The following is a 25444-nucleotide window of genomic DNA, read 5'->3' on the forward strand; positions in this document are numbered from 1 at the left end:
GCCACGCCACCCTCACCTACTTCGGCCTGCCCGAGGCCTGGATCGCCCTGGTGCTCGGCGTCGACCACCTGCTCGACATGGGCCGCAGCGCCACCAACGTCGTCGGCAACTCGGTGGCCGCCGCCGTCGTCGCCAAGTGGGAGGGCGAGCTGGACGAGGTGGATCCCGAACTGGCCAAGGCCGGCGCGTAACCTCCCCTTCCGCAAAATCCCCGCGAAAGCGGGGACCCAGGCGTTTTATCGTCGAGCGCCCCGCGCTTCAGAAAAAGCCTGGGCCCCCGCTTTCGCGGGGGTTTTACGGTTTTGGGTCCGAGAACGAACAAGGGCGGGACCTCGCGGTCCCGCCCTTTTCTTTTTCAGCGCTCGCGAGCCCCCTACTTCACCGTCTTGTCGACGGTCTCGCGGGTCACCGCGTGATAGAGCGGCCGGGCCTCGCCGTAGATGCGCTTGGCGATCGGCTGGCCCCAGTCGCCCTGCCCCCACAGCGAGACGAACAGCGGGGCGACGAACTTGCGACGGCCCTGGCCGGTCAGGAACTGCTCCAGCGACGGCACGGCCGGCGCGTAGCGGTTGGCGACGGCCAGCTGCAGCCAGGCGAAGCGGATCTCGCTGTTGCCCTGGGCCGACAGGCCGAAGGCCGTGTCGACAGCGGCCAGGCGCTCGGCCGTCAGCTGCCTAGGCAGGCCGCTGACGAAGCGCACGCGCTCCGAAGTGCTCCAGCCCTTCCAGGCCTCGAGCGGCGCGGGCCCGCCGGCCGCGAAGGCCTTGGCCTGGGCGTCGACGGCCTCGAAGGCCTTGGACTGGATGTGGACGGCGTTTTCGGGAAGGCCCGGCTGGTAGATCCAGCGCTGGATGTCGATCTTCTGCTCCAGGGCCTTGTCGCCCTTGAACAGGTTGGCGCGCAGGTCGGCGATGAAGCCCTCGGCGGTCTGCGGCTGGAAGGCGTGGCGATCGAAATAGCCGCGCAGATAGGCGTCCCAGCGCTCGCGGCCGACTTCCTTCTCGATGGTGCGCAGGAAGGCCGCGCCCTTCTCGTAGGGGATGTCGGTCATGCCGTCGTCGGGGTCGCGGCCGGTCAGGTCGATGTGCAGGCGGGTGTCGGGGCCCGTGGGGCCGCCGGCCTCCTCGATGGCCTCGTGCAGGTCGGTCCAGCCCAGGTCGGCCAGCATGGCGGCCGTGTCCTTGCCGTAGAGGGCCTCCATGATCCGGTTCTCGAAATAGACCGTGAAGCCTTCGTTCAGCCAGAAGTCGGCCCAGGTGGCGTTGGTCACCAGGTTGCCCGACCACGAGTGCGCCAGTTCGTGCGCCACCAGGCTGACCAGCGAGCGGTCGCCGGCGATCACCGTCGGGGTGGCGAAGGTCAGGCGCGGGTTCTCCATGCCGCCGAACGGGAACGACGGCGGCAGCACCAAAAGGTCGTAGCGACCCCAGCGATAGGGGCCGTAGAGCGCCTCGGCGGCCTCGACCATCTTTTCGACGTCGGCGAACTCCCAGGCCGCGGCCTTCAGCGCCGAGGGTTCGGTGTAGATCCCCGTCCGCTTGCCCAACGGCTGGAAGGCCAGGTCGCCGATGGCGATGGCGATCAGGTAGGGGGCGACCGGCTTGTCCATCTTGAAGCGATAGGCGCGGCCGCCGCCGGCTGCGGGCTCGCCGTCGGGGGTCAGCTGCTCGGCGCTCATCACCGCCTTCAGGCCTTCGGGCGCGACGATGCGGGCGGTCCAGGTCTGGCGGACGCCGGGGCTGTCCTGGGTGGGAATCCAGGTGCGGTTGAGGATCGCCTGGCCCTGGCTGAACAGGTAGGGCTTCTGCTTGCCCGCCGTCTGCGAGGGCGACAGCCATTGCAGGGCCGCGCCGTCAGGGGCGCTTTCATAGGCGATGACGATGCGCTTGGCGCCGTTCAGCGCGACGGTCAGCGGCGCGCCGATATGCGGGTCGGCCGGTCCCAGGGTCCACTTCAGCGGCTGGCCCTTGGCGTTGGTGATCGACTTGATCACCAGCCCCTTGGTGTCGAGCACCACCTCCTTGGCGCTCGGCGCCAGCAGGAGGTCGAGAGCGGCCGTGCCGACCATCTTCTTGGCTGCGAAGTCGGCGGTCAGGTCGAGATCGACATGGGCGACGCGGGCGATCTTCGGCTTGGCGTAGGAGTGAATGTCGCTCGCGTCCGAGGCGGTCGACAGCGGGGCGACCATCGGCTTGGCCGGCGCGGCGTGGGCCAGGGCGGGAACGGCGGCGGCGCCGAGCAGCGCGGCCATCAGGACGACGCGCGGGGTGTGCAAGATCAGGGACATGAGCAATCCGTGGAAGCGGAACTTTGCCCCCTTATTCCAGATACCGCCGCCTACAGATAGTCGAGCAGGCTCATGCCGGTCTTGATCGACCCGTCGGGGCCGAACATCGACGAAAGTTTCGCCGACAGGTTCTGCGTCGCGACCATCTTCTCATACAGCGCCGGGGTCCAGCCGACCGCCTCGCGCTCCTCGCTGCTCATCGAGACGTACTGCGAGACGAGCGTGCGGCCGAAGGCCGAGCCGTCGCCCGACTGCTGGGCCGCCTTCCAGTAGGACGACACGCCCTCGCGGTTGCGGCTGCGGATCTCGCCGGCCGCTTCCTTAGCCTCGTGCTCGGAGAACTGCCCGCCCTTGTTCAGCGCGATGGCCGACAGCGAGCGGTCGTCGAAGCGGGCGAAGTCGATCTTGCCGGCGTCCGGCCCGGTCGCCATGCCCTCGCCGGTCGCCAGGCTGTACTGGCGGTCCAGCGCCACGCGGACATCGGCGACCACGTCGTCGATGTCGCGCGAGCGCGGGTTGGAGACGACGCCGCCGTTCTGCTTGACGTAGGCGGCGACCGGATCGTCGGCGATCCCTGTCGGCGCGGTTCCCGGCTTGGCCGTGGCCTGGCGCAGGCCCTCGACCAGCGCGGCCTTTTCGTTCTGCCACTTCAGCGTGGCCTTCTCCTCGGTCCCGGCGCCCTCGTGGCGGGTCAGGGCGGCCTTGTAGAGGCCGGCATAATCGCCGGTGACCCGGGCGTCGGCGGCGGGGCCGGCCAGGGCCGCGTTCTGGCCTGATTGAAGCTGCAGGCTGGCGACCACCTGCTCCTCGATCGGAAAGCTTCCGCCCTGGTTGGAGGCGATGGCGTAGAGGGCCCGGCGATCCAAACCCGAGACGTCGATCGTGGCCTTGCCGTCCTTCAGCGCGCTGGTCGCCTTGGCGGCCGACAGCAGGGCGTCGAGGCTCTTGCGGGCGTCGGAAACGACGGTGCCCAGGTCGCGGCCGTCGGTCTTGGCGGCGAGCGCCGCCTGCGCTTCCGCCGACAGGGTGACGCTGACGCTGGACGCCCCCGTCCTGGCGGCTTCGGCGGCCTTGGCCTGCTGCTGGGCGGCGGTTCCCGTCTGGGTGTTCGTCGCCCCCGCATAGGCATAGGCGGCGGCGTAGCCCTGCGACCCGATCCTGGTCATCACGCACTCGACCTCGATTCAACTTCGGCGAGTTGTATCAGGCTCGATGCGATTTGAAATGTTTGGAAATCAGAAGCTTGGTTGGTTAACGCGTCAAGCTCCAGCTCCTCTTCACTCCCGTCATTCCCGCCCTTGTGGCGGGAACCCCTGGTTCCGCTCGCACGGGCGACGCTAGCGGCGTGCTGAGCACGCCGCCGCACGCTCACTTGCGGCTGACAGAGGGCTTCCCGCCACAAGGGCGGGAATGACGGGAGGAGAAAGGGAGGCGGGAACGACGGGCGGTCGGCCTCGTCCTCAGCCCTCGTGGCCCGGCTTGCGCGGGGTGGCCCAGGGTTCGGACATGTCGGCCAGCACCACCTCGATGCAGTCGACGGCGACCTTCAGGTCGCCGCCGCCGGCGAAGGTCAGCAGCACCGTGCCGCCCGGCGCCTCCTGCCCCGGCTCGAAGCCGATCGACAGCAGCTCGACGACCGCCTGCTTGGCGTCGCGGCGCAGGTTGCGGGCCTGGACGCCGGTGACGTCGCCCAGCTGCAGGGCCGAGCGCACGCGCTCGCCGCCCTTGCCCCGGCCCTTGCCCGCTTCCCAGCGGAAACGGTTGCAGGCCAGGGTCAGGGTGCGCGCGCCGGCGTCCCAGCGGATGTCGCCGATCTTGGCCACGGCGTCCTGCAGGGCGGCCGAGACCACCTCGAGGTCGGCGGGCTCCTGGGCCAGCAGGCGAAGGGGGGCGGCGCTCATGGCTTAAAGCTCCGGCTCGCCGTCGCCCTTGATGCGACGCACCTGGGCCCCGCAGGCGCCCAGCTTCTCTTCCAGCCGCTCGAAACCGCGATCCAGGTGATAGATGCGCGACACCACGGTCTCGCCGCGGGCGACCAGGCCGGCGATCACCAGGCTGACGGACGCCCGAAGATCGGTGGCCATCACCTCGGCGCCTTCCAGCTGGGCCACGCCGCGCACGCGGGCCTCGCCGCCGTGCACCGAGATGTCGGCGCCCAGGCGCATCAGCTCGGGAGCGTGCATGAAGCGGTTTTCGAAGATGGTCTCGCGGATGTGGCTCTCGCCGTTCGCCGTGGTCATCAGGGCCATGAACTGGGCCTGCAGGTCGGTGGCGAAGCCGGGGAACGGCGCGGTCTCGATATCGACCGCGTTGAGGCGCGAGCCGTTGCGCTTGACGATGACGCCGTCCTCGGTGCGGACCACCGTGGCGCCGGCCTCCTCGAGCTTGACCGACAGGCTCTCGATCAGTTCGGGACGGGCGTTGGTCAGGCGCACTTCACCGCCGGCCATGGCGGCGGCGACGGCGTAGGTGCCCATCTCGATGCGGTCGGGGATCACCGCGTGGGTCGCGCCCTTCAGGCGGGCGACGCCGGTGATGGTGACCGTGGGCGTGCCCGCGCCCTCGACCTTGGCGCCCATGGCGTTGAGGCATTCCTGCAGGTCGACCAGTTCCGGCTCGCAGGCGGCGTTCTTGATCACCGTCACGCCGTCGGCCAGCACGGCGGCCAGCATGGCGTGCTCGGTGGCGCCGACCGACACGATCGGGAAGCTGATCTCGGCGCCCTTCAGGCCGCGCGGGGCCTGGGCGTAGACGTAGCCTTCATGCAGGTCGATCTTGGCGCCCAGGGCTTCCAGGGCCTGCAGGTGCAGGTCCACGGGACGCGCGCCGATCGTGCAGCCGCCGGGCAGGGAAACCTTGGCCTGGCCCGAGCGGGCGACCAGCGGGCCCAGCACGTTGAACGAGGCGCGCATCTGGCGCACCAGATCGTAGGGCGCGAAACCGCTAGTGATCTCCGGCGCGTGCAGGATGGTCTGCTGGCCGTCGGGACCGTCGCTTTCGGTGACCGACACGCCCAGGCGCGTCAGCAGCTTGCCGAGGAATCGCGTGTCGGCCAGGCGCGGCATGTTGGTCAGGCGCAGCGGCTCGTCCGTGAGCAGGCTGGCGGCCATCAGCTTGATGGCCGAGTTCTTGGCGCCGCTGACGGGGATGGTCCCGTTCAGCTGCGCGCCGCCGGTGATGGCGATGCGATCCAATGAAAATCCCTCGAACGCGCGAAAAACCGTCCTTCGCGCGGGTAACATGTGAGGTCGCGGTTCTAACGCTTGCAAGTGGGCATGCAAGAGGCCGCGCCGATTCCCCTACTCGTCGCCCTGCGAGGACGATTCCGGCTTGGCCGACGCGCTGGCGGGCGCCTTGCGACGGCGAAGGTTGGTTCGCAGGGCTTGGGCCAAACGCGCCTCGCGATCGGCTTTTTCCTTGTCCTGACTGGGGTTTGGCTTCGATGACTGACTCATGTTTCCACAGGTGAATTGCGTCAGAGGCTTGGTCAACACGATTTGGGCTTTCAATCCCGGAAATCGTTGGCTATACGCCCCTCCTCGCCGCCGCCGTAGCTCAGTGGTAGAGCGCATCCTTGGTAAGGCTGAGGTCGGCAGTTCAATCCTGCCCGGCGGCACCACGGGGACCCAGATGGAAGTCTGGGTCCCCACCACACTCCAAAAAATGCGGCGAGATCCAAAAGCTTAGGCAGCGCTTGAGGCGCTACAGGCGTCCCGCCTCGCCGGTCGGGACCGGCCCCTGCACGAACTCGATCAGGTTGCCGGCCAGGTCGCGGATGAAGCAGGCCGTGCCGTGCGGCATGACCTTCAGCCAGACGATGTCGGCCCCGCGGGCCTTCAGCTCCTCGACCAGGGCGGGCACGTCCTGCGCCACGAAGGCCACGTGCTTGAAGCCGTGGGTGTGGACGTCGCGGTCCGGGATCCGGCGCGCGTCCGGCAGCGGTGCGGCGCCGGGCACCTCGAACAGCTCGATCCGCAGGTCGCCGTTGGCGATCATCGCCACCTGCGCCGGGATCGTGGGAATCGCAAAGCGCCGCTCCAGCTGGAAACCGAGAACGCGCCCGTACCAGTCCACCGCGGCGTCGAGGTCGGGAACGCTGACCCCGCCGTGATGAAAGCCGTAACTGAAGCCGCCCATCGCCCCCTCCCCGACCGCACGGAACCGCCATGCGATCGGACACTGTCGGCGCGCCGGAGCCGACCGTCATCCGTCCCGCGACGAGCGTTCGCACAGCGAGCGGACGGACCTTAAGCCTTCAGCGCGCCCGGGCGGCCGTCCTCGACGACGAAGCGGGCGAGACTGGCGGTCGTCGCGTTCGGATCGGCCTGGTCGGAAACCGCGCGCAGGTCGACCTCCAGGCGGTCCGGCCGCGCGTCCAGCAGCAGGTAGCCCGACTGCTCGATGTCGGCGAACCTCAGGTGCGGATTGCGCGCCATGGCCTGGCCATAGCGGGCGCGCGGCGCGTGGCTGGCGGCCAGGCAGGTGGTGACCAGCTCGGTGGCGACCACGGGCGTCTCGGGCCGCTCGGGAACGGCGTGCAGGTCGGCGACCAGGAAGGCGTGGATGTCGCCGCCCAGGGTAACGGCGTTGCGCACGGCCGGCTGGGCCAGGCCCGCGAGCAAGCGGCGGCGAGCGGCGGGATAGCCGTCCCACTGGTCGGACATCACGCCTTCGGGCGTCTGGATCGGCGCGACCGGGGTCTGCTGGGCCAGCAACGTCCAGCGGGCGGTCTCGTGTTTCAAGCTCTCGGCCAGCCAGGCTTCCTGGGCCGCGCCCAGCATGGTGCGGCCGGCCGCTTCGAGTTCGGCGCAGTCGCGGCGAGGCCGATTGCCCGCCTGGCGCGGGGCGTTGCAGGCCTGGACCGAACGGTGCTGGCGGCCGTCGAGGATCGGCAGGCCGACGAGATCGCCCCAGGCCAGCCGGCGATGCAGGCGCGGACCGTCCGGTCGCGCCCACAGGCTGGGCCGCACCGGCATGTGCTCGAAATAGGCCTGGTAGGCGGCCGCCCGGCGACGGGAAAAGACCGGCGCCTCCAGCGCCTTCAGATTGGCCAGGTCCGCATAGTCGTTTTCGACCTCGTGGTCGTCCCAGGTGACGGCCCAGGGCGCGACCCGGTGAGCCTCGCGCAGGTCGGGATCGGACTTGTAGAGGGCGTGGCGGCGGCGATAGCCGGCAAGGTCCGTGGGCTCGGCCCCATCGAAGGCGCGGACCTTGGGAAACTGCGCGTAGCTGTTCTCGTAGATGTAGTCGCCCAGCTGGACGACGAGGTCGGGCTCTGCGGCGACCAGGTCGCGATAGGCGGAAAACCAGCGCAGTTCGAAGTGCTGGCAGGAGCTGACCGCCAGCCTCGCCCGCTGCGCCCGGCGCGGCGCGGTGGCCGTGCGCCCGACGGGACTGACCGCGCCCAGCGCGTGGAACCTGTACCAGTAGGGCCGGCCGGGACGCAGGCCGGTGATCTCAATGTGCACGGCGTGGGCGAGGCTGGGCGCGGCCGCCCGCCTGCCCCGCCGCACGATGCGGACGAAGGCCTCGTCCTCGGCCACCTCGTAGGTCACCGGCACGGACGGAGCATCCAGCGGCGCGCCGTGGTCGCTGAGCCGCGTCCACAGCACGAAGCCGTCCAGCGCTGGATCGCCGCTGGCGACGCCCAGCGCGAAGGGATCAAGGCCCGCCCTGCGCTCCATCTCCAGGCCCAGCACGGCGTCGGCGCGCGCCAGGGCCAGGGCGGCCGAGGCGACGACGAGACCGCGACGGGTGAGACGGGACATGGCGGACCTCTCTCCAGGCTCAGATCAGAAGTCGAACCGCGCGCCCACGCCCCAGGTGGCCGGCGCGCCCACCAGGCGGGCGGCGCCGTTCAGCTCGGGGAAATAGACCTCGTCGGTGATGTTCTTGCCGTAGGCGTAGAGCGTCCAGTTCGACGGCGTGGCCAGCTCCACCCGGGCGTTGACCAGGGTGTAGGCCTTGGCGGTGTTGCCCGGCAGGGCGTTGAGGCGGTTGCTCTCCTCGCCGTGATGGGTGACGCCCAGGCGGCTGCGCAGGCCAAAGCCGCCCTGCAGGAACAGCTGGTGGTTCAAGGCCAGGGTCGCCGAGACGTCGGGCGCGCCTGGCAGCGGGTCGCCCACCGTCTGCAGCACGTCGGCCACGCGGTTGGAACTGAACGACAGGATCTCGGTGTCCAGCCAGGTGGCGTTGGCGTCCAGCTGCAGGACCTGGCGCTCGCTGCGGAAGAGCTGGGCGCTGACCGCCGCCTCGAAACCGTCGCTGCGGGCCTTGCCCACATTGGCGCGGCCGTTGGTGTCGTTGGCCAGGCGCGTGGTCGCCTGCAGTTCGCTGAAGCGGTAGCGGAAGGCGTCCAGCGACACCCGCACCCGCGAGGTCGACCAGCGCAGGCCGGTCTCGTAGGCGATGACCGTCTCGGAGGCGAAGGGCTTGGTCTCGGCGACGGTGAAGATCGAGGTGCCGTCGAAGCCGCCGCCGCGATAGCCGGTGCCGGCCGAGACGAAGACGTTGAGGTCGGGCGTGAACTCGTACTTGGCGGTCAGCCGGCCCGAGACGTTGTCGTCCTCGAAGGTCTCGTCCCACGAGAACGGGTTGGTGGTGGCGAAGGTGGTCGTGAAGGTGCTGATCCCCCACGGATTGCGGTCGACGTTCCTGCCCTGATAGTCGGCGTCGTCGCGCGTGTAGCGCAGGCCCGCCGACAGCTGCAGCCGGTCGATCGGCCGATAGTCGACCTGGCCGAACAGCGCCATGCTGGTGCGCTTCTGCTTGTGCAGGTTGTCGTAGATGGTCAGCGCCGAATAGCTGATCCAGTTGGTGTCGAACTTGACCTCGTCGGTGACGTAGAAGGCGCCGGCGATCCAGTCGACCTTGCCGCCGGTGTCGTCGGCCAGGCGCAGTTCCAGCGAAGCCTGGCTCAGCTTCTCGTCGGCGTCGAAGTACGAGGCCGGATAGGGCGAGCCGTCGCCATTGCCCTGCACCGAGCGCTTGGAGCCCTGCCAGCCGCCGACAGCGGTGAAGTTGAGGTTCTCCTTCACGCGATGGGCCAGCGTGGCCGAGCCGCCGTAGATGTCGATCTCGTGGGTCGGATAGCCGCTCGAATAGAACTCGTAGGGGTCCTCGTTCTCGCCGACGTTGGCCAGGGTGGCGTCGCGGCTGCGGGCGATGCGGTCGTACTGGCGGGTGTCGCCGCGATCGCGGCTGCCGAACAGCTTGACGGTCAGGTCGGTCTCGGGCGCCAGGGCGAAATCGATCGTGGCGCGGGCGGCGAACAGGTCCTTGTCGCCGAAGCCCTCGCGACGGCCCGGATCGGCCAGGGGCGGAACCTGGGTCTGCACGACGCCGCGCACCGACGGGCGATAGCCGGCCAGCAGGCCCGCGCCCGCGCCGTCCATGAAGCCGCCGCCGTTCTGGGCCAGCACCGCCAGGCGCACGCCGACATTGTCGCCCACCGGGCCGCCGACCGAGGCCTCGAACTCGGTGTAGTCGTAGGATCCGTACTCCAGGCGGGCCGAGCCCTCGACCTCCTTGCCGGGGCCGCGGGTGATGGCGTTGATCACGCCGGCCGTGGTGTTGCGCCCGTAGAGCGTGCCCTGCGGACCTTTCAGCACCTCGACCCGGTCGAGGTCGAACAGCGGCATGCCCAGATAGGCGTTCGAGGTCTGGTAGACGCCGTCGACATGCAGGGCCACCGACGGGTTGCCGTTGGGCTTGTAGTCGTCGGCCCCGCCGATGCCGCGGATGCTGAGCAGACCGTAATTGGTGCCGCCGAAGGCGTAGTTCACCGACAGGCCGGCGACCTCGTCGACCAGGTCCACGACATTGGTGATCCCCCGGCGCGAGGCGTCGGCGCCGTCGACCACCGCCACGGCCATGGGCACGTCCTCGATGGCGGCCGAGCGCTTCTGGGCGGTGACCACCACCTCTTCCAGCTGGCTGACCTCGGGCCGGTCCTCGGCGGCGATGGTGAAGGTGCGCTCGCCCGTGACCACGGCCTTCAGGCCGGTGCCGGCCAGCATCCGCTCCAGGGCCTCGGCGGGCGTGCGGGCGCCGGCGACGGGCGCCGCGCGCTTGCCGCGCACCAGGGCCGGCGCGTACAGCACCTGCACGTCGGCCTGGCGGGCGAAGGCCGGCAGGGCCAGTTCCAGCGGCTGGGCGGCCAGGCTGTAGGCCGTCGGCGTCGCGCCTTGCGCCAGGACCGGGGAAGCCGCGCCGAAGGCCGCGAGCGCGCAGCAGGCCAGCAGCCCCTGCCGGAACATCCGGGCGCGCGAAGAGAAGCTCGTCATCGATATCGTCCTAAACAGCCGCCGGCCCCTGACCGATCGACTCCAGGAACCGCCCCCGCGGACGAACCCTCATCCCGTCGCAGAAATTTCACGGATGGCGGGGTGAGGCCTCTCGGCCATCGCCGAGCATTGACAGCACCGCCAAGCTCTCCGACTGATAGATTTATAGCCGCGCCACAATCAATGCGCGCACGACGCGGCCAAGCGGGGGATGTCAGGTGAAAGCGTTTACGATGGCCCTGCTGGCGACCAGCATCGCTCTTGGGGGCTGCGCCGCGAGCTTTGATTGGAGCGCTTCCGGCCGTTCGGTAGCGGAGGCGGCGTGCTCGCAGGCCAAGAACTGCGACCTGCCTTGCCCTGAAAACGCCAACAAGACCCGCTGCGAACGCGACATAGGTCCGCCCAATCGCCGGTGACCCCGGCCACCTAGCGCGGCGACCACGCGTCAGCCCGACGTCCCCGGCTCGATCCGCCACGTCGCCTGGTCCACCTGCCGCACCCGCAGCCCGAAGGCCGCCTGCATGGCGCCGGCGAACTCGCGCGCGCCGTCGTAGCGGAACGAGCCCGAGACGCGGATCGCGCCCAGGTCGGGCCGGCCGAGCACCAGCTGGTCGGCGGAGTAGCGATTGAAGGCGGCGACCACCTCGCTGAGCGCCTCGTCGTCGAACACCAGCCGGCCGCTGCGCCAGGCTGTCAGCCCTTCCAGATCGGCCGCGGCGACGCGCGGCGCCGAGGCCGGCCCCGACAGCATCTGGCCGGCGTCGACCCGGCGCGCGGTCGCGCCGTCGGCCGCCACGCGCAAGGCCCCCTCCTCCAGCAGGATCTGCGATCCGCCCTCGCCCAGGGTCACCTGGAAGCGCCCGCCCGGGCTCTCGGCGACCTGATCGCCGGCCGTGACGCGGAAGGGACGTTCGCTGGCGGCGCGCGCCTCGAAATAGGCCTGCCCCTCGTCGAGCCGAACCGAACGCAGCGTCGAGGTGAACTTCACGCGGATCTTCGACAGCGGCGCCAGGGTCACGCGCGAGCCGTCGGGCAGCGGCGCGGTCAGGCGCTCGCCGACGCCTGTGCGGATCGTCGCCTGGGCCGCGCCCGCCATCATCAGGCCCACGCCGCCGGCGCCCGCCGCCGCGATCACCGCGCCAGCCATGCCGAACACCGCCCGCCGGCTGGGCCCGGACGCCGCCCGCAGCGCCGCCGAGCGCATGCGCAGCAGTTCGCGGTCGCCGCCGGCCTCGCCCAGGACGTCCCAGGCGTCTTCCACGTCGCGATAGGCGCGGGCGTTGTCGGCGTCGGCCATCCAGGCGTCGAAGGCACGGCGCTCGCCTGCCGCCATGCGATCGTCCTCGGCCTTGGCGAACCAGTCTGCGGCGGCCTCGCCGGGCTTGCGGGGACGGACCATCAGGCGTCCTCCCGCAGGGCGTCGCGCAGCACGGCCATCGAGCGGGCCAGGTGCTTCTCCACGGCGCTGACCGAGATGCGCAGGCGCGCGGCGATCTGGGCGTGGCTCATGTCCTCGAAGCGGCGCAGGATGACGATCGTGCGCGCGCGCGGCGGCAGCGACTTCAGGGCCGCGCGGATGCGGGCCAGGTTCTGGCGTCCGCCCACCACCTGCTCGGCGCCGGGCAGGTCGTCGACCGGATCCATGCGCTCCAGGTCGACCGGACCGCCCTCCAGCCGGGCGCGATCGCGACGGGCCTTGTCGCGCAGCAGGTTGGCGGCGGCCTCGAAGACATAGCCGTCGACGTTCTCCAGCGTCATCAGCCCCCTCCGCCGCAACAGCCGCACGAACAGGTCCTGGACCAGTTCCTCGCCTTCGACGCGCGAGCCCGTGCGACGGGTGAAGTAGCTGAGCAGCGGAGCGCGCAGACGCCGGGTCAGCGCCTCGAAGCGCTCTTCGCCGGGCGGCTCGAGACGCAGGCTGGAAACCGAGAGGGACATGGCCCGGCCATGCCACCGGCAAACGACAAACGCGTGACAGCTCGACGACGGCGATCGAGCAGGCAGCTTAAGTATATCCACTCAATACTTCGCCAAGCTTAAGCTTGCGAGACGAAGAACGTAGATTTCCCGACACAAATAACTGGTTACCGATGCGCTGTCCTGACGCATTACGCGATTCAGACGCGCCCTATACACATCGATTAAGCATATCGTTTAACCACAGCTGATCGGGGGAGCGTCGATGACGTTCGACTTCGCACGCCAGGCCATGGGCTTGGCGGCCATAGCGACCTGCTGCCTGCTCGCCGCCCTCGCCGCGCCCGGCCTGGCCGCCGCCCAGGTTCTGGAGATCGGCGACGAAGGCGAGGTCACGCGCTTCGAGGGCCCGGCCGTCTACACCGACGAGGCCGTCGAGGCGATCGCGCCGCCGCTGGCGCCGGTCATGGAGGCCGGCCACGAGGAGGTCCGCCGCGAGATCGCCGCCGCGGCCGCCGCCTATGCGCTGGATCCCAAGCTGGTCGAAGCCGTCGCCTGGCGCGAAAGCCGCTTCAAGCCCACCGCCCGCTCGCGCAAGGGCGCCCTGGGCGTCATGCAGCTGATGCCGGCCACGGCACGCGACCTGGGCGTGGACCCTTCCGACATGGCCCAGAACGTGCGCGGCGGGGCGATGTACCTGCGCCAGATGCTCACCCGCTTCGGCGGCGACGTGAAGCTGGCCCTGGCCGCCTACAACGCCGGTCCCGGCGCCGTCCTCAAGCACGGCGGCGTGCCGCCCTACGCCGAAACCCAAGCCTACGTGACCTCGATCCTCGGCCGCATGGCCGTGTCGGGCGCCGCCTTCGCCGTTCCCGCCCTCGGAGCCTCCAACTGATGCGTAAACTCGTAAACGTCCGCGCCGCCGCCCTGGCGAGCGCCCTTCTCGCCGCCGCCGGCCAGGCCCATGCCCAGGCCGTTCAGGCCGACCCGCAGGGCTCGTCGGCGGTGCTGTCAGGCGTGATGTGGCTGCAGGGCACGCTGCTGGGCAACGTCGCCACCGCCGTTGCGGTGATGGCGGTGGCCGCCGTCGGCTTCATGATGCTGACCGGCCGCATGAACTGGCGCTACGGCGCGACCGTCATCCTGGGCTGCTTCATCCTGTTCGGCGCGACGACCATCGTCAGCGGCATCCGCACGGCGGCGGGCGCGTAACAGCCGATGGCCGCTCCCCTCGATCGCGACGTGGTGTTCGGGGCCCTGACCCGGCCCCAGATGTTCGCCGGCGTGACCTACAGCTACTTCGTCGTCAACGGCGTGGTCACGACCGAGCTCTTCCTGATCACCAAGTCGTTCTGGGCCCTGCTCGCCGCCCTGGTGATCCACGCGATCGGCTACGCGGCCTGCCTGCGCGAGCCCCGCATCTTCGACCTGTGGCTGACCAAGGTCAGCCGCTGCCCCCGCGTACCCAATTTCCGGGCCTGGCGATGCAACAGCTACCAACCGTGAAGCCCAAGGCGAGCCGCGAGGCCTCGGCCGGCAAGCGCCTGCCCTACGCCCGGCTGCTGGACGAGCGCACGATCGAGACCCGCGACGGTCTCTTGATGCAGGTCATCCACCTGGCCGGCCTGCCGTTCGAGACGGCCGACAGCGAGACCCTGAACTATCGCAAGGCCGTGCGCGACGTGATGCTGCGGGGCCTCGCCAGTTCGCGCTTCGCCGTCTACCACCACATCATCCGCCGCGAGGCGCGGGTCGGCGCCGAGGGCGAGTTCGCTGACGACTTCAGCGCCCGGCTCGACGCCGAGTGGAGCGCGCGCCTCGCCGGCCGCCGGCTCTACGTCAACGACCTCTTCCTGACGATCGTCCGCCGGCCGCTGCAGGGCCAGGGCGGGCTGATCGACAAGGCCCTGCGCCTGGCCAGGGGCCCGGCCCAGACCGACGGCCAGAAGGCGCTGGACCGCCGCGAACTGGACGCCGCCCGCGACGGCCTGGTCTCAGCCCTGGCGCCCTATGGCGCGCGGGTGCTTTCCCAGTACGACGGCGCGCACGGCGCCTGCTCCGAGCCGCTGGAGTTCCTGTCCTGCCTCTATAACGGCGAGATGCGCCCGGTGCTGGCGCCGCAGGGCGACGTCGGCGAGTACCTGCCCTATCGCCGGGTCAGCTTCGGCCACGAGACGCTGGAGCTGTCGCGCGCCGGCGCCCTTTCGCGCGACTTCGGGGCCATCGTCTCGGTCAAGGACTACCCCGCCCAGACCACGCCGGGGATGCTGGACGACCTGCTGCGCCTGCCGTGCGAGATGGTGGTCACCCAGAGCTTCGGCTTCGTCGACCGCCAGCCGACGCTGGACCGCATGAACCTGGCCTTGCGCCGCATGCGCGCGGCCGACGACGACGCGATCAGCGTCAAGGCCGACCTGATCCGCGCCAAGGACGACGTGGTCAGCGGCCGCGCGGCCTTTGGCGAACATCACCTGTCGGTGCTGGTGCGCGGGCGCAGCCTGGACGCTCTGGACCTGTCGACCGCCGAGGTGATGAGCGCCTTCACCGAGATGGGCGCCATCGCCGTGCGCGAGGACGTCAACCTGGAGCCCGCCTTCTGGGCGCAGTTTCCGGGCGCCTTCAAGGACGTCGCGCGCCGGGCGCTGATCTCGACGGCCAATTTCGCGGGCTTCGCCAGCGGCCACAACTTCCCGGTCGGCAAGGCCCTGGGCAACCACTGGGGCCCGGCGGTGACGCTGCTGGAGACCACCTCGGCCGGCCCCTACCACTTCAACTTCCACAAGGGCGATCTCGGCAACTTCACGATCATCGGGCCGTCGGGCTCGGGCAAGACCGTGGTGCTGAACTTCCTCCTGGCCCAGGCCCAGAAGTACCAACCGCGCACGGTCTTCTTCGACAAGGACCGGGGCGCTGAGATCTTCCTGCGCGCCATCGGCGGCCGCTACGAGGTGCTGCGGCCCGGCCAGGCCACGGGCTTCAACCCGCTGGCGCTGGAAGACACCCCGGCCAACCGCCGCTTCATCGCCGACTGGGTCGCGCGGCTGGTCTGCCAACCCGGCGAGACCCTGACGCCCGACGACCTGGCCCGCATCAAGGACGCCGTCGACGCCAACTACGACCAGGCGCCGCGCCTGCGCCGCCTGCGGTTCTTCGCCGAGCTGTTCAAGGGCGCGCGGCGTCCGGACGCCGCCGACATCTCGGCGCGCCTGGCGCCCTGGCATGGCGCGGGCGAGCACGCCTGGCTGTTCGACAACGCCCAGGACGGCCTGGATCTTTCGGCCGCCACCCTGGGCTTCGACATGACCCAGCTGCTGGACGATCCGGGCTTACGCACCCCCGCCATGATGTACCTGTTCCACCGCGTGGAGCAGCGCCTGGACGGCCATCCCACCCTGATCGTCGTCGACGAGGGCTGGAAGGCGCTGGACGACGACGTCTTCGTGGCCCGGATCAAGGACTGGGAAAAGACCCTGCGCAAGCGCAACGGCCTGGTGGGCTTCGCCACCCAGTCGGCCCAGGACGCCCTGGAAAGCCGCATCGCCAGCGCCATCGTCGAGCAGGCCGCCACCCAGATCTTCATGGCCAACCCCAAGGCCCAGGCCCGAGACTACTGCCAGGGCTTCGGCCTGACCGAGCACGAGTTCGAGCTGGTCCGCAGCCTGCCCGACACCGCCCGCTGCTTCCTGATCAAGCACGGAACCGACAGCGTCGTGGCCCGCCTGAACCTGTCCGGCTCGCCCGAGCTGCTGACGGTGCTGTCGGGTCGCGAGAGCACCGTGCGCCGCCTCGACGCCCTGCGCGAACGGCTGGGCGACGCGCCCGAGGCGTGGATGGCCAAGCTGCTGAAGGAGGCCGCATGACCCCGGTCTCCTGCCCCGCCGCCGACGCCCCCCTGGTCCAGGGCCTGATCGGCTCGGTCGACTGCCAGGTGCATGGCCTGGCCCAGGCCGGCTATGCGGCCCTGTCGGCGCCCGGCTCGCCGGTCTCGACCCTGCTGACCGTGCTGATGACCCTGTACGTGGCCTTCATGGGCTACCGGCTGGTGCTGGGCCGGGGAACCTTGCGCATCGGCGACGCCACCATCGCGGCCGTGAAGCTGGCCCTGGTCGTGGCGCTGGCCACCAACTGGGCGCTGCTGGAGACCCTGGTCTACGACCTGCTGTTCAAGGCCCCGGCCGAGATCGGAAGCCTGCTGCTGGCCCAGCTGGACGGGGGCGGCGCCGGCAAGCTTGATCCCTATGCCCGCCTGCAGTTCGCCTTCGACGCGCTGCAGGAGGCGGCCCAGCACTTCGCGACCAGGGCCGGCGCCCGCGACGCGGCGCTGCAGGGCGGCCCAGGCTTCGCGGCCTTCGCCGCCAATCTCGGCGGCCTGGTGACGCTGCTGACCAGCCTGGGTGTCGTCCTGGCCTGCAAGGTGGTGCTGTCGGTGCTGCTGGCGCTGGCCCCCATCGTCGCCGGCCTGCTGCTGTTCGAGACCACCCGCGGCCTCGTCGAGGGCTGGCTGAAGGCGATGATCGCGCTCTCGATCCTGCCGATGATCGCCACCCTGGCCCTGTCGCTGGAACTGGCGATGATGGCTCCGTCCCTGAAAGCCCTGGCGGCCATGAAGGACGCCCAGCAGTTCGCCGAGCTCGACATGGGTCCGGCCGTCACGGTGCTGGTGCTGAGCCTGGTCTTCGCCGTCGTGCTGGTCGCCGCGACCATCGCGGTGTGCGTGATCGTGGCCGGCCTGCGCCTGCCGCGCGAACGGCCGGCCGGCGAGGCCTCCGCCGCGCCGTCGATCACGAGCGGCGGCTCCTACGCCATGCCGCTCGAGCCGCCCTCGCGCGCCGCCCACCTGGCCGCCGCCGCCGTCAGCCTTGCCCGGCGAGAAGAACAGTCCGCCAGCGCCGCCGCTGCGTCCTCGCCCGCCGGCCCGCGCCGCCTGGTGGTGGTGTCCGATCGCTCGGCCGCCGCGCCCGCGACCGGCCCGACCACCGCCCCGGCCGCCGCCGTCCCGCTGGGCGCCAGCTATCGCCGCCCGGCCTCGCCCCGCCGCACCGCCTCCGGAGCCCGGAGAGACCAGTGACCCCGCTTACCCGTTCCGGAGTTTCGCCCGTGAAGCGCTCGCTTCTGGCCCTGTCGCTCGCCTGTGGCCTGGCCGCCCCGGCCCTGGCCCAGACCGCCGCCCCGGCGGCGGCGTCCAAGCCGGCCGACCCGCGCATCCGCACCCTGCCCTACGACCCCGACCAGGTTCACCGGCTGGTCGGCGTGATGGGCTTCCAGACCATGCTGGAGTTCGCCCCCGACGAGCGGATCGAGAACGTCTCGATCGGCGACGCCCTGGGCTGGCAGGTCACGCCCAACAAGCGCGCCACCCTGCTGTTCCTCAAGCCGGTCGACCGCGCCCCGGCCACCAACATGACCGTGGTCACCGACCGCCGCCGCTACGTCTTCGAACTGGTGATCGCGCCGGCGAGCGCGGCCGAGGCGGCGTATGTGGTGCGCTTCCGCTATCCGTCGGTTCCGGTCGAGGTCGCCGCGCCGCCGGCCAGGCCCGCGATGGCGGAGGCGCCGCTCAACGCCGCCTACACGATCAAGGGCGCGGGCGCACTTGCGCCGACGCGGGTGTTCGACGACGGCCGCGCCACCTATTTCGCCTGGCCCCAGCAGGCCGACCTGCCGGCCATCTTCGTCATCGGCGCCGACGGCGTCGAAGGCCTGGCCAACGCCGTGGTCAAGGACGGCTACCTGGTCGTCGACCAGTTGGCCCCGCGCTTCGTGCTGCGCAGCGACAAGGCCAGCGCCACCGTCGTCAACGGCGCCTGGCAAGCCCAGGGGAAGGCCCGATGACCCACGACATCGATCCGCGCCTGACCGCGCAGGTCCAGGACGACCTGGCCGCGGCCGACGCCCAGGCCCGCCCCGTCGTCGGCAAGGGCGGCGGGGTCTCCAATCTCGCGGTCATGGCCGGTTTCGGCGTGTTCGGCGTGGCCGTTTTCGCCTGGCTGTCCAGCCACCGGGCCGACGCCCGCCAGCACGAGCCGGTCGCCCCGCCCGCCGCCGCCCAGCCCGCGCCCATCGCCAAGGTCGCCCAGGTGCAGGGCCCGCTCTACGCCGTGCCCGCCCCGCAGTTCACGGTCGACAACAGCGCGCCGCCCCCTGCGCCCATGCCGCCGGCCGCATTCGCCCCGCCGCAACCCGTGCTGGTCGCCGCGCCCGTCGACGAGGCCGGCCGCCGGCGCGCGCCGACGCTGGTGGTGGATCTCAGCGACCGGGGCGCCCGCCCCGCCGCCTTGGGAGCACCGACGCCGGCCGCCGGCGAGACCGGCCGCGCCGCCGCGCTCAGCTCCGACGAGCGCTTCGCCGACCGCGTCGGCCTGGACGAGGCNNNGGCCTGGCCTGGACGAGGCGACCCCCGCCAAGGCCACGGCCATGCAGGACCTCGACGCCGTCATTCCGCAGGGCGCGGTGATCCCGGCGGTGATGGAGACGGCGATCAATTCCGACCTGCCGGGCCTGGCCCGCGCCATGGTCACCCGCGACGTCAAGAGCTTCGACGGCTCGACCGTGCTGATCCCGCGCGGCAGCCGCGTCATCGGCCAGTACAAGTCGGGGCTGGCCCTGGGCGCCAGCCGCGTCTTCGTGATCTGGACCCGGGTGATCCGGCCCGACGGCGTGTCGGTGCAGATCGGCTCGCCGGCCGCCGACCCGCTGGGCCGGGGCGGACTGGAAGGCAAGGTCGACCGCCACTTCTTCACCCGCTTCGGCGGATMGATCCTGACCTCAGTGCTGAACGCCGGCGTCGCGGCGGTCGGCAACACCCGCGCCAACTCGCAGATCTACATCGGCTCGATGTCGGAAGCGGCCAACCTCGCCAACGTCGCCAAGGCCGGCAACACCTCGCCGACCATCACCACGCCGCAGGGCGCGCCGGTGACGATCTTCGTCGCCCGCGACCTCGACTTCTCCGGCGTGCGGGGCCGCAAGTGACCCATCACGCTCCCATGGGGGTCTATCTGGAGGCCTATCTGGCGCCGCTGGCGCCGTGGCTGGCCGATCCGGCGGTGACCGACCTCTACGTCAACCGGCCCGGCGAGCTGTGGGTCGAGCGGCTGGGGGGCGCCGTCGTCGCCGTCGCGGTTCCCGAGCTCGACGAGACCAACCTGTGGCGGCTGGCCCGCCAGGTCGCCGCGCTCGCCCACCAGGGCGTCAGCCGCGAGCATCCCCTGCTGTCGGCGGTGCTGCCGGACGGCGCCCGCGTGCAGGTGGTCGCCCCGCCGGCCACGCGCGGCGGGATCGTCATGGCCATCCGCAAGCACGTGGTCTCGGACCTGTCGCTCGACGACTACGCGGCCGCCGGCGCCTTCGACCACGCGACCGCGCCGCCATCCCGTCCGGACGCGGCGCTGCGCGCCCTGCTCGACGCGGGCGACGTGCGCGGCTTCCTGTCGGGCGCCGTGCGGGCGGGCAAGAACATCGTCGTCAGCGGCGGCACCTCGACCGGCAAGACCACCTTCCTCAACGCCCTGCTGAAGGAAGTCCCGCTCGACCAGCGCCTGGTGCTGATCGAGGACGCGCCCGAGATCCGTCTCGCCCACCCCAACGCCGTCGGCCTGGTGGCCGCGCGCGGGCAGCAGGGCGAGGCCCGGGTCGGAACCGAGGACCTGCTGCAGGCCAGCCTTCGCCTGCGGCCCGACCGGATCATCCTGGGCGAGCTGCGCGGGGCCGAGGCCTTCAGCTTCCTGCGCGCCGTCTCCAGCGGCCACCCGGGCTCGATGACCACGGTGCACGCCGACGATCCGCGCGGCGCCGTCGAGCAGCTGGCCCTGATGGCCCTGCAGGCCGGCGCCAATCTTCGACGCCAGGACGTGGTCGACCATGTCGAGCGCGTCGTCGACGTCTTCGTCCAGCTTCACCGCCAGGACGGCGTCCGCGCCGTCAGGGAGATCGTCTTCATCGACAGATAGAGACGCCCTTCGCCCGCCCTTTCTTTGTTTTCGCGTTCAGCGCGCCCGTTCCGCGGGCGTGATCGGGGACTTCTGCGCCATGCGTATCAAACTTCTAGCTTCGGGGTCCGGGATCGGCCTGGCCCTTCTTCTGTCCGCCTGCGGAGGCGGTGGAAGCGGCGGCGGCGGATCGTCGACGCCCCAGGGCGGCGGCGGCACGACGCCCACCACCCCGCCGCCGGTGGTGATCTCGGCGGCCGAGGCCTCGCGCCTGGCCAAGCAGGCGAGCTTCGGCCCGACCCCCGAACTGATCGACCAGATCGTCGCGGCCAAGAACGCCGGGGCCTGGATCGACCAGCAGTTCGCCCTGAACGCCAGCACCTACGCCGACATCGCCGCCAAGCCGGTGGCGACCAACTTCTGCACGGCGCAGAACCTGACCGGCACGGACCTGAACAACTGCAACCGCGACAACTTCGGCGCCCTGCCGATGGCCATGCGGTTCTATTCCAACGCCATGGGCAAGGACGACCAGCTGCGCCAGCGCACGGCCTTCGCCCTGTCGCAGATCGTGGTCGCCTCCGACCTGGAAGTGCACACCACCGCCGGCCTGGCGACCTTCAACCAGATCCTGCTGGGCAACGCCTTCGGCAACTACAAGGACATCCTGCGCGAGGTGACCCTGAACCCGTTCATGGGCAACTTCCTCGACATGGTCGACAGCAACAGGTCGGCCCCCAACGAGAACTACGCCCGCGAGCTGATGCAGCTGTTCTCGATCGGCACCGTGATGCTGAACATGGACGGCACGCCCAAGACCGGCGCCGACGGGGCGGTGATCGCCACCTACTCCAACGCCGAGGTCAAGGAAGTGGCCCGCGCGCTGACCGGCTGGACCTACGCCCGCCTGGATGGCGCGCCGATCACCGACTACGCCAAGATCGACTACTCCAAGCCGATGATCGTCAACGCCGCGCGGTTCGACACCGGCGCCAAGACGTTCCTGAACGTGACGGTCCCGGCCGGCGCGACCCAGCAGCAGAACCTCGACACGGTGGTCGACACCGTCTTCAACCACCCCAACACCGCCCCCTTCATCTCCAAGCGGCTGATCCAGCAGCTGACCCTGGCCAACCCTTCGCCAGCCTATGTGGGCCGGGTCGCGACCGTCTTCGCCGACAACGGCGCGGGCGTGCGGGGCGACATGAAGGCGGTGATCAAGGCGATCCTCACCGACAGCGAGGCGCGCGGCGCGGCGGCCACGCCCGGCAAGGTCAAGGAGCCGGTGCTGTTCCTGACCGGCCTGGCCCGCGGCATGGGCCTGAAGTCGGACGGCTACGCCTTCTACTATCGCGACGCGGGCCTGGGGCAGATGCCGTTCCGCGCCCCGTCGGTGTTCAACTTCTACCCTTACGACTTCCCGCTGCCGCTGGGCTCGGGCGAGATGAGCCCGGCCAGCAAGCTGATGACCACCTCGACCATGGTCGCCCGCCACAACCTGGCCTGGGACTGGACCATGGCCGGCGAGGCCACCCGCACCGAGTTCAAGGCCCAGGCGACCATCCCGGGCTCGACCGCCGTCGAACTGCCCTGGCCGCAATGGGAGGCGCTGGCCGCGGACGAGGCCAGGATGCTCGAGCGCATCGATCTGGTTTTCCTCAACGGGACCATGACCGCGGCCCAACGCAGCGCGCTGTCCAGCGCCATGGCCGCCGTCAAGCACACCGACCCCGCCGTCCAGGCGCGCAAGCGGGCGCAGGTCGCCCTCTACGTCGTCGCCACCTCCCCTCACTTCCAAGTCGACCGCTGAGCCATGACCCTTTCCCGCCGTGATTTCGGCCGGCTGCTCGCCGGCGCCTCCGCCACCGCCGCCCTCGCCCAGATCGGGGTTTCGGCCGCCGTCGCCGACACCTCCAGCTATCGCGCGATGGTCGGGGTCTTCCTGTTCGGCGGCAACGACGCCTGGAACATGGTGATCCCCAACGACGAGCGTTACGCCGACTACGCCGCCAAGCGCGCGGCCATCGCCGTCAAGCAGGACGCCCTCATGCCGCTGACCGGCACGGCGTTCGGTCTGCACCCGGCCATGGCCTCGCTGAAGAGCGCCTGGGACGAGGGCGCGCTCAGCGTCGTGCTCAACACCGGCACGCTGTTCCAGCCGCTGACCAAGACCATCTACCAGAGCCGCCCGGACCTGCGCCCGCTGAACCTGATGTCCCACGAGGACCAGCAGAACGAGTGGCAGGGCATGCGCATGCGCGAAAAGAACCTCGACGGGTTCATGGGCCGCATCCTGGATCGCGCCGAGGCGGCCGAGATCCCGCCGCTGGTCTCGATCGCCGGCTCGCAGCTGGCCCTGCTGGGCAGCCGCAAGTCTCCGCTGATCCTGCCGTCCAGCGGCGGCATCTCGCGCAACGGCTACAACGCCGCCAGCACCGACGCGGCGGTGATCGCCCGCCAGCAGGCGCTGAACGCGTTCTCGGACGCCTCGGCCTTCGGGGCGGTGACCGACTTCACCGGTCGCGGCATGTCGTCGGCCTACGCCCAGGCGGCGACGGCCAACACCATCGTCAGCGCCACGACCTCGACCGTGGACCAGTACTTCAAGAACCCGACCACCGGGGCGACCCTGACCAGCGAGATCTCGCGCCAGCTGCTGCGGGCGGCGCGGATGATCGAGGCCCGCAACACCCTGGGCCACGCCAAGCAGACCTTCTTCGTCAGCCAGGGCGGCTACGACACCCACAACGGCCAGGCCGCGTCGCACAACAGCCTATACGCCGACCTCGCCATGGCTCTGGCGGCTTTCTACAACGCCATGAAGGCGCTGGGCCTGGCCAACAACGTCACCGCCTTCACGATGTCGGACTTCGGCCGGGTCTACAAACCCAACGCCAACGCCGGCACCGACCACGCCTGGGGTTCCAACCACCTGGTGCTGGGCGCGGCCCTGGCCTCGCGCAAGGTCCACGGCCGCTATCCCGACACCACCTACGGCGGGGCCGAGGACGCCTACAACGACGGCCGCTGGATCCCCAGCATCGCCGTCGAGGAGTATGTCGGCGCCATCGCCCAGTGGTACGGCGTCTCGCCCGCCGACATGCCGTACGTGTTCCCCAACTGGGCGACCTGGAACGGCGGCGGACGAGGCCCGGTGCCGTTGTTCGGGTAGGCCGGGGGCAGACCCCCTCAGTCGCTCCGCGACAGCTCCCCCAGAGGGGAGCATCTTGCTGACTAGATTCTCCCCCTCTGGGGGAGGTGGCCCGGAGGGCCGGAGGGGGTGCTACCCCGCCAACTCCGCCAGCCCTTGCTCGCGCGACACCACGGGCGCATAGCCCAGCGTCGCGCGGGCCTTGGCGATGCTCACCGTCACCTCGACGGCCGAGGTGGCGTAGACCTGCCGGCTGAGCGGCCCCTTGAGGCGGCCGCCGCTGATCGCCGCCAGGGCGTCGCCGACCGTGGCGATGGTCTTCAGCAAGCCGCGCGGAACGGTCTTGTCCGGCGCGGTCAGGCCCTGGGTGGCCAGAAGGCGCGTGGCGAAGGCGCGGAACTCCACCGGCTCGCCGTCGGTGATGAAGTAGGCCTGCCCGCCGGCGCCGTTCTTCAGCGCCAGCGCCACGCCTTCGCACAGGTTGGCGACATGGGTGGTCGAGGTGCGGTAGCGGCCGCCGTCGATCCAGGCGAAGGCGCCCGAACGCACGGCGTCGGCCAGTTGCGGCAGGGCCGTGGTGTCGTCGCGCCCCCAGACGAAGCGCGGCCGCATGGCCATGACTGCAAAGCCCGGCTCGCTCATCGCAAGCGCCAGGCGTTCGGCCCGCCCCTTGGTCTTCGAATAGGCCCCGGCCGGACGTGCGGGATAGGGATGGTCCTCGCTCGCCCCGACCAGCGGCGCGCCGCCCAGCAGCACCGACTCCGTGCTGATCAGCACCGCGCGCGACACGCCCGCCGCCTTTGCCGCGGCCAGCACCGCGCGGGTCCCCTCGACATTGATCCGTTGAAGCCTGGCCTCGACGCCGGCCCCGTGATCGGTGTCGGCGGCGGCGTGGACCAGGGCGTCGCAGCCGGCCATGCCCTCCGCCAGGCGCGGATCGAAGAGGTCGCCCTCGAAAGGCTCGGCGCCCAGGTCGTGGACGGTCTCGACGGCGGCCGCGCTGCGGGCCAGCGCCACGACCTGCACGCCGTCGGCGACGAGGCGGCGGATGAGGTTGCGGCCGACATAGCCGCTGCCCCCGGTGAGAAACAGGCGCGCGGGCGCGCGCCCGCCGGCGGCGGGTTCGTTGAAGGTCATGCTTTCCAGGTCCTAGGTGGGAGTCTTCAGGTCGTCTTCGGCGACGGCAGAGGCGCCTCGCCGTCGGGCTTTGCGGTCACCAGCCAGTTGATCTCGCGCAGGATCCGAGCCCGCTCATCGGCGGGCCAGGCGTGATAGTCGAGCGCCTCCAGCAGCTTCAGCCCCTCCAGCGCCAGATAGGCCAGCAGCGCCCCGCGCGGGCTGGCCGCATCGGCGGTCAGGGCGGTGATCACCGCGCGCTGGTTCTGCTGGATATGGCCGCGCAGGCCCGCGTCCTGGGCCAGGGCCGCGCACAGGTTCAGGGCCACGGCGCGGAAGTCGTCGGGCAGGGGCGTCGCCGCGGCCAGGATCCGCCCGCGGATCACCGCGTCGCCCTCCCCTTCCAGGCTCTGGGCCATGGCGATGTTGAAGGCGTTGTCGCGCGCCACCGCCCGCTCGACCACGGCGTCGATCAGCGCCGCCTTGGTCTTGAAGTCGTACAGCACCGTGGCCTTGCCGATGCCGGCCTGCTCGGCCACCGCGTCCAGCGTCAGGCGCGCGGCCCCGTCGCGGGCGACCACCGCCTCGGCGGCGTCGAGCACGGCGTCACGATCGACGATGCGTCTGCGGCCCATGATCAACTCCATTTATAACCGACCAGTCGGATATAAATGAGTCCATCCCGTCGGGCAACCGCCCTTCGGAAACGACGACGCCCCGGAGCCGCAAGGCCCCGGGGCGCGCCATGGTCGTCCTGGCG

The 25444-nt window shown here is 70.8% G+C and carries 22 protein-coding genes and 1 tRNA gene; 12 read left to right on the plus strand and 11 right to left on the minus strand.

Annotation, left to right across the window (positions count from 1 at the left end):
- On the plus strand, positions 1-191 hold a 191-nt coding region (locus tag AC1DCG_RS21380; protein ID WP_477041656.1), incomplete at its 5' end, for a cation:dicarboxylate symporter family transporter.
- Between the two features lie 182 nt (positions 192-373).
- Here AC1DCG_RS21380 and AC1DCG_RS21385 read toward each other — a convergent pair.
- The 4 genes from AC1DCG_RS21385 to murA all read right to left on the minus strand — a co-directional run bounded on the left by AC1DCG_RS21385 (position 374) and on the right by murA (position 5481).
- A complete protein-coding gene (locus AC1DCG_RS21385) occupies positions 374-2287 on the minus strand; it encodes a M1 family metallopeptidase (RefSeq protein WP_477031089.1) in 1914 nt (637 codons plus the stop codon).
- Positions 2288-2337: 50 nt separating this feature from the next.
- Entirely contained in the window at positions 2338-3453 is a 1116-nt protein-coding gene (locus AC1DCG_RS21390) for a hypothetical protein (RefSeq protein WP_477031090.1), read from the minus strand.
- A 294-nt stretch (positions 3454-3747) separates the two neighbouring features.
- On the minus strand, positions 3748-4188 hold the full coding sequence (locus AC1DCG_RS21395) for a DUF2948 family protein (protein WP_165263084.1): 441 nt from the start codon (positions 4186-4188) through the stop codon (positions 3748-3750).
- A gap of 3 nt (positions 4189-4191) precedes the next feature.
- The gene (gene murA, locus AC1DCG_RS21400; protein WP_165263086.1) at positions 4192-5481 is read right to left on the minus strand and encodes a UDP-N-acetylglucosamine 1-carboxyvinyltransferase; all 1290 of its coding nucleotides are present in this window, start codon (positions 5479-5481) and stop codon (positions 4192-4194) included.
- A 350-nt stretch (positions 5482-5831) separates the two neighbouring features.
- Between murA and AC1DCG_RS21405 the strand changes: the two genes are divergently transcribed.
- Positions 5832-5906: transfer RNA gene (locus AC1DCG_RS21405), tRNA-Thr, on the plus strand.
- Between the two features lie 83 nt (positions 5907-5989).
- Here the strand turns inward: AC1DCG_RS21405 and AC1DCG_RS21410 are convergent.
- The 5 genes from AC1DCG_RS21410 to AC1DCG_RS21430 form a co-directional block, all read right to left on the minus strand.
- Positions 5990-6424, minus strand: coding sequence for a VOC family protein (locus AC1DCG_RS21410; RefSeq protein ID WP_477031091.1), 435 nt, complete (start codon positions 6422-6424; stop codon positions 5990-5992).
- Between the two features lie 110 nt (positions 6425-6534).
- Positions 6535-8055, minus strand: coding sequence for an alkaline phosphatase D family protein (locus AC1DCG_RS21415; protein ID WP_477031092.1), 1521 nt, complete (start codon positions 8053-8055; stop codon positions 6535-6537).
- Between the two features lie 24 nt (positions 8056-8079).
- Positions 8080-10572 carry a TonB-dependent receptor gene (locus AC1DCG_RS21420; RefSeq protein ID WP_477031093.1) on the minus strand — a complete coding sequence of 831 codons (2493 nt, stop codon included), beginning with the start codon at positions 10570-10572 and terminating at the stop codon, positions 8080-8082.
- Between the two features lie 445 nt (positions 10573-11017).
- Complete coding sequence (locus tag AC1DCG_RS21425; protein ID WP_477031094.1) at positions 11018-11971, minus strand: FecR family protein; 954 nt, start codon at positions 11969-11971, stop codon at positions 11018-11020.
- Positions 11971-12510 (minus strand): RNA polymerase sigma factor, encoded by a 540-nt coding sequence (locus AC1DCG_RS21430; protein WP_477031095.1) that lies wholly within the window; start codon positions 12508-12510, stop codon positions 11971-11973. Before AC1DCG_RS21430 ends, AC1DCG_RS21425 begins: the two co-directional genes overlap by 1 nt.
- A 244-nt stretch (positions 12511-12754) precedes the next feature.
- Between AC1DCG_RS21430 and AC1DCG_RS21435 the strand changes: the two genes are divergently transcribed.
- From AC1DCG_RS21435 to AC1DCG_RS21480, 10 genes are all read left to right on the plus strand, one after another.
- The gene (locus AC1DCG_RS21435) at positions 12755-13384 is read left to right on the plus strand and encodes a lytic transglycosylase domain-containing protein (protein WP_477031096.1); all 630 of its coding nucleotides are present in this window, start codon (positions 12755-12757) and stop codon (positions 13382-13384) included.
- Positions 13384-13701 (plus strand): TrbC/VirB2 family protein, encoded by a 318-nt coding sequence (locus AC1DCG_RS21440; protein WP_477031097.1) that lies wholly within the window; start codon positions 13384-13386, stop codon positions 13699-13701. Before AC1DCG_RS21435 ends, AC1DCG_RS21440 begins: the two co-directional genes overlap by 1 nt.
- Positions 13702-13707: 6 nt before the next feature.
- Entirely contained in the window at positions 13708-13995 is a 288-nt protein-coding gene (locus tag AC1DCG_RS21445; RefSeq protein WP_058350403.1) for a VirB3 family type IV secretion system protein, read from the plus strand.
- Complete coding sequence (locus AC1DCG_RS21450) at positions 13974-16349, plus strand: VirB4 family type IV secretion/conjugal transfer ATPase (RefSeq protein ID WP_477041657.1); 2376 nt, start codon at positions 13974-13976, stop codon at positions 16347-16349. Before AC1DCG_RS21445 ends, AC1DCG_RS21450 begins: the two co-directional genes overlap by 22 nt.
- Positions 16346-17557: a TrbL/VirB6 family protein gene (locus AC1DCG_RS21455; RefSeq protein WP_477031099.1), complete on the plus strand. Its 1212-nt coding sequence runs from the start codon at positions 16346-16348 to the stop codon at positions 17555-17557. The genes AC1DCG_RS21450 and AC1DCG_RS21455 overlap by 4 nt, the downstream gene beginning before the upstream one ends.
- 29 nt (positions 17558-17586) lie before the next feature.
- On the plus strand, positions 17587-18321 hold the full coding sequence (locus AC1DCG_RS21460; RefSeq protein ID WP_477031100.1) for a TrbG/VirB9 family P-type conjugative transfer protein: 735 nt from the start codon (positions 17587-17589) through the stop codon (positions 18319-18321).
- A gap of 582 nt (positions 18322-18903) precedes the next feature.
- Positions 18904-19461, plus strand: a complete 558-nt coding sequence (locus tag AC1DCG_RS21465) for a TrbI/VirB10 family protein (RefSeq protein ID WP_477041658.1) — start codon at positions 18904-18906, stop codon at positions 19459-19461.
- Positions 19458-20438, plus strand: a complete 981-nt coding sequence (gene virB11 / locus AC1DCG_RS21470) for a P-type DNA transfer ATPase VirB11 (RefSeq protein ID WP_477031102.1) — start codon at positions 19458-19460, stop codon at positions 20436-20438. The genes AC1DCG_RS21465 and virB11 overlap by 4 nt, the downstream gene beginning before the upstream one ends.
- A gap of 79 nt (positions 20439-20517) precedes the next feature.
- Positions 20518-22227 carry a DUF1800 domain-containing protein gene (locus AC1DCG_RS21475; RefSeq protein WP_477031103.1) on the plus strand — a complete coding sequence of 570 codons (1710 nt, stop codon included), beginning with the start codon at positions 20518-20520 and terminating at the stop codon, positions 22225-22227.
- Positions 22228-22230: 3 nt separating this feature from the next.
- Positions 22231-23589 (plus strand): DUF1501 domain-containing protein, encoded by a 1359-nt coding sequence (locus AC1DCG_RS21480; protein WP_165263110.1) that lies wholly within the window; start codon positions 22231-22233, stop codon positions 23587-23589.
- A 111-nt stretch (positions 23590-23700) separates the two neighbouring features.
- Here the strand turns inward: AC1DCG_RS21480 and AC1DCG_RS21485 are convergent, their stop codons facing one another.
- A complete protein-coding gene (locus AC1DCG_RS21485; RefSeq protein ID WP_477031104.1) occupies positions 23701-24705 on the minus strand; it encodes an NAD-dependent epimerase/dehydratase family protein in 1005 nt (334 codons plus the stop codon).
- Between the two features lie 26 nt (positions 24706-24731).
- Entirely contained in the window at positions 24732-25319 is a 588-nt protein-coding gene (locus AC1DCG_RS21490; RefSeq protein WP_477031105.1) for a TetR/AcrR family transcriptional regulator, read from the minus strand.
- Positions 25320-25444: the final 125 nt, after the last annotated feature.

The sequence above is a fragment of the Caulobacter sp. 10L414 genome, from assembly GCF_056395525.1.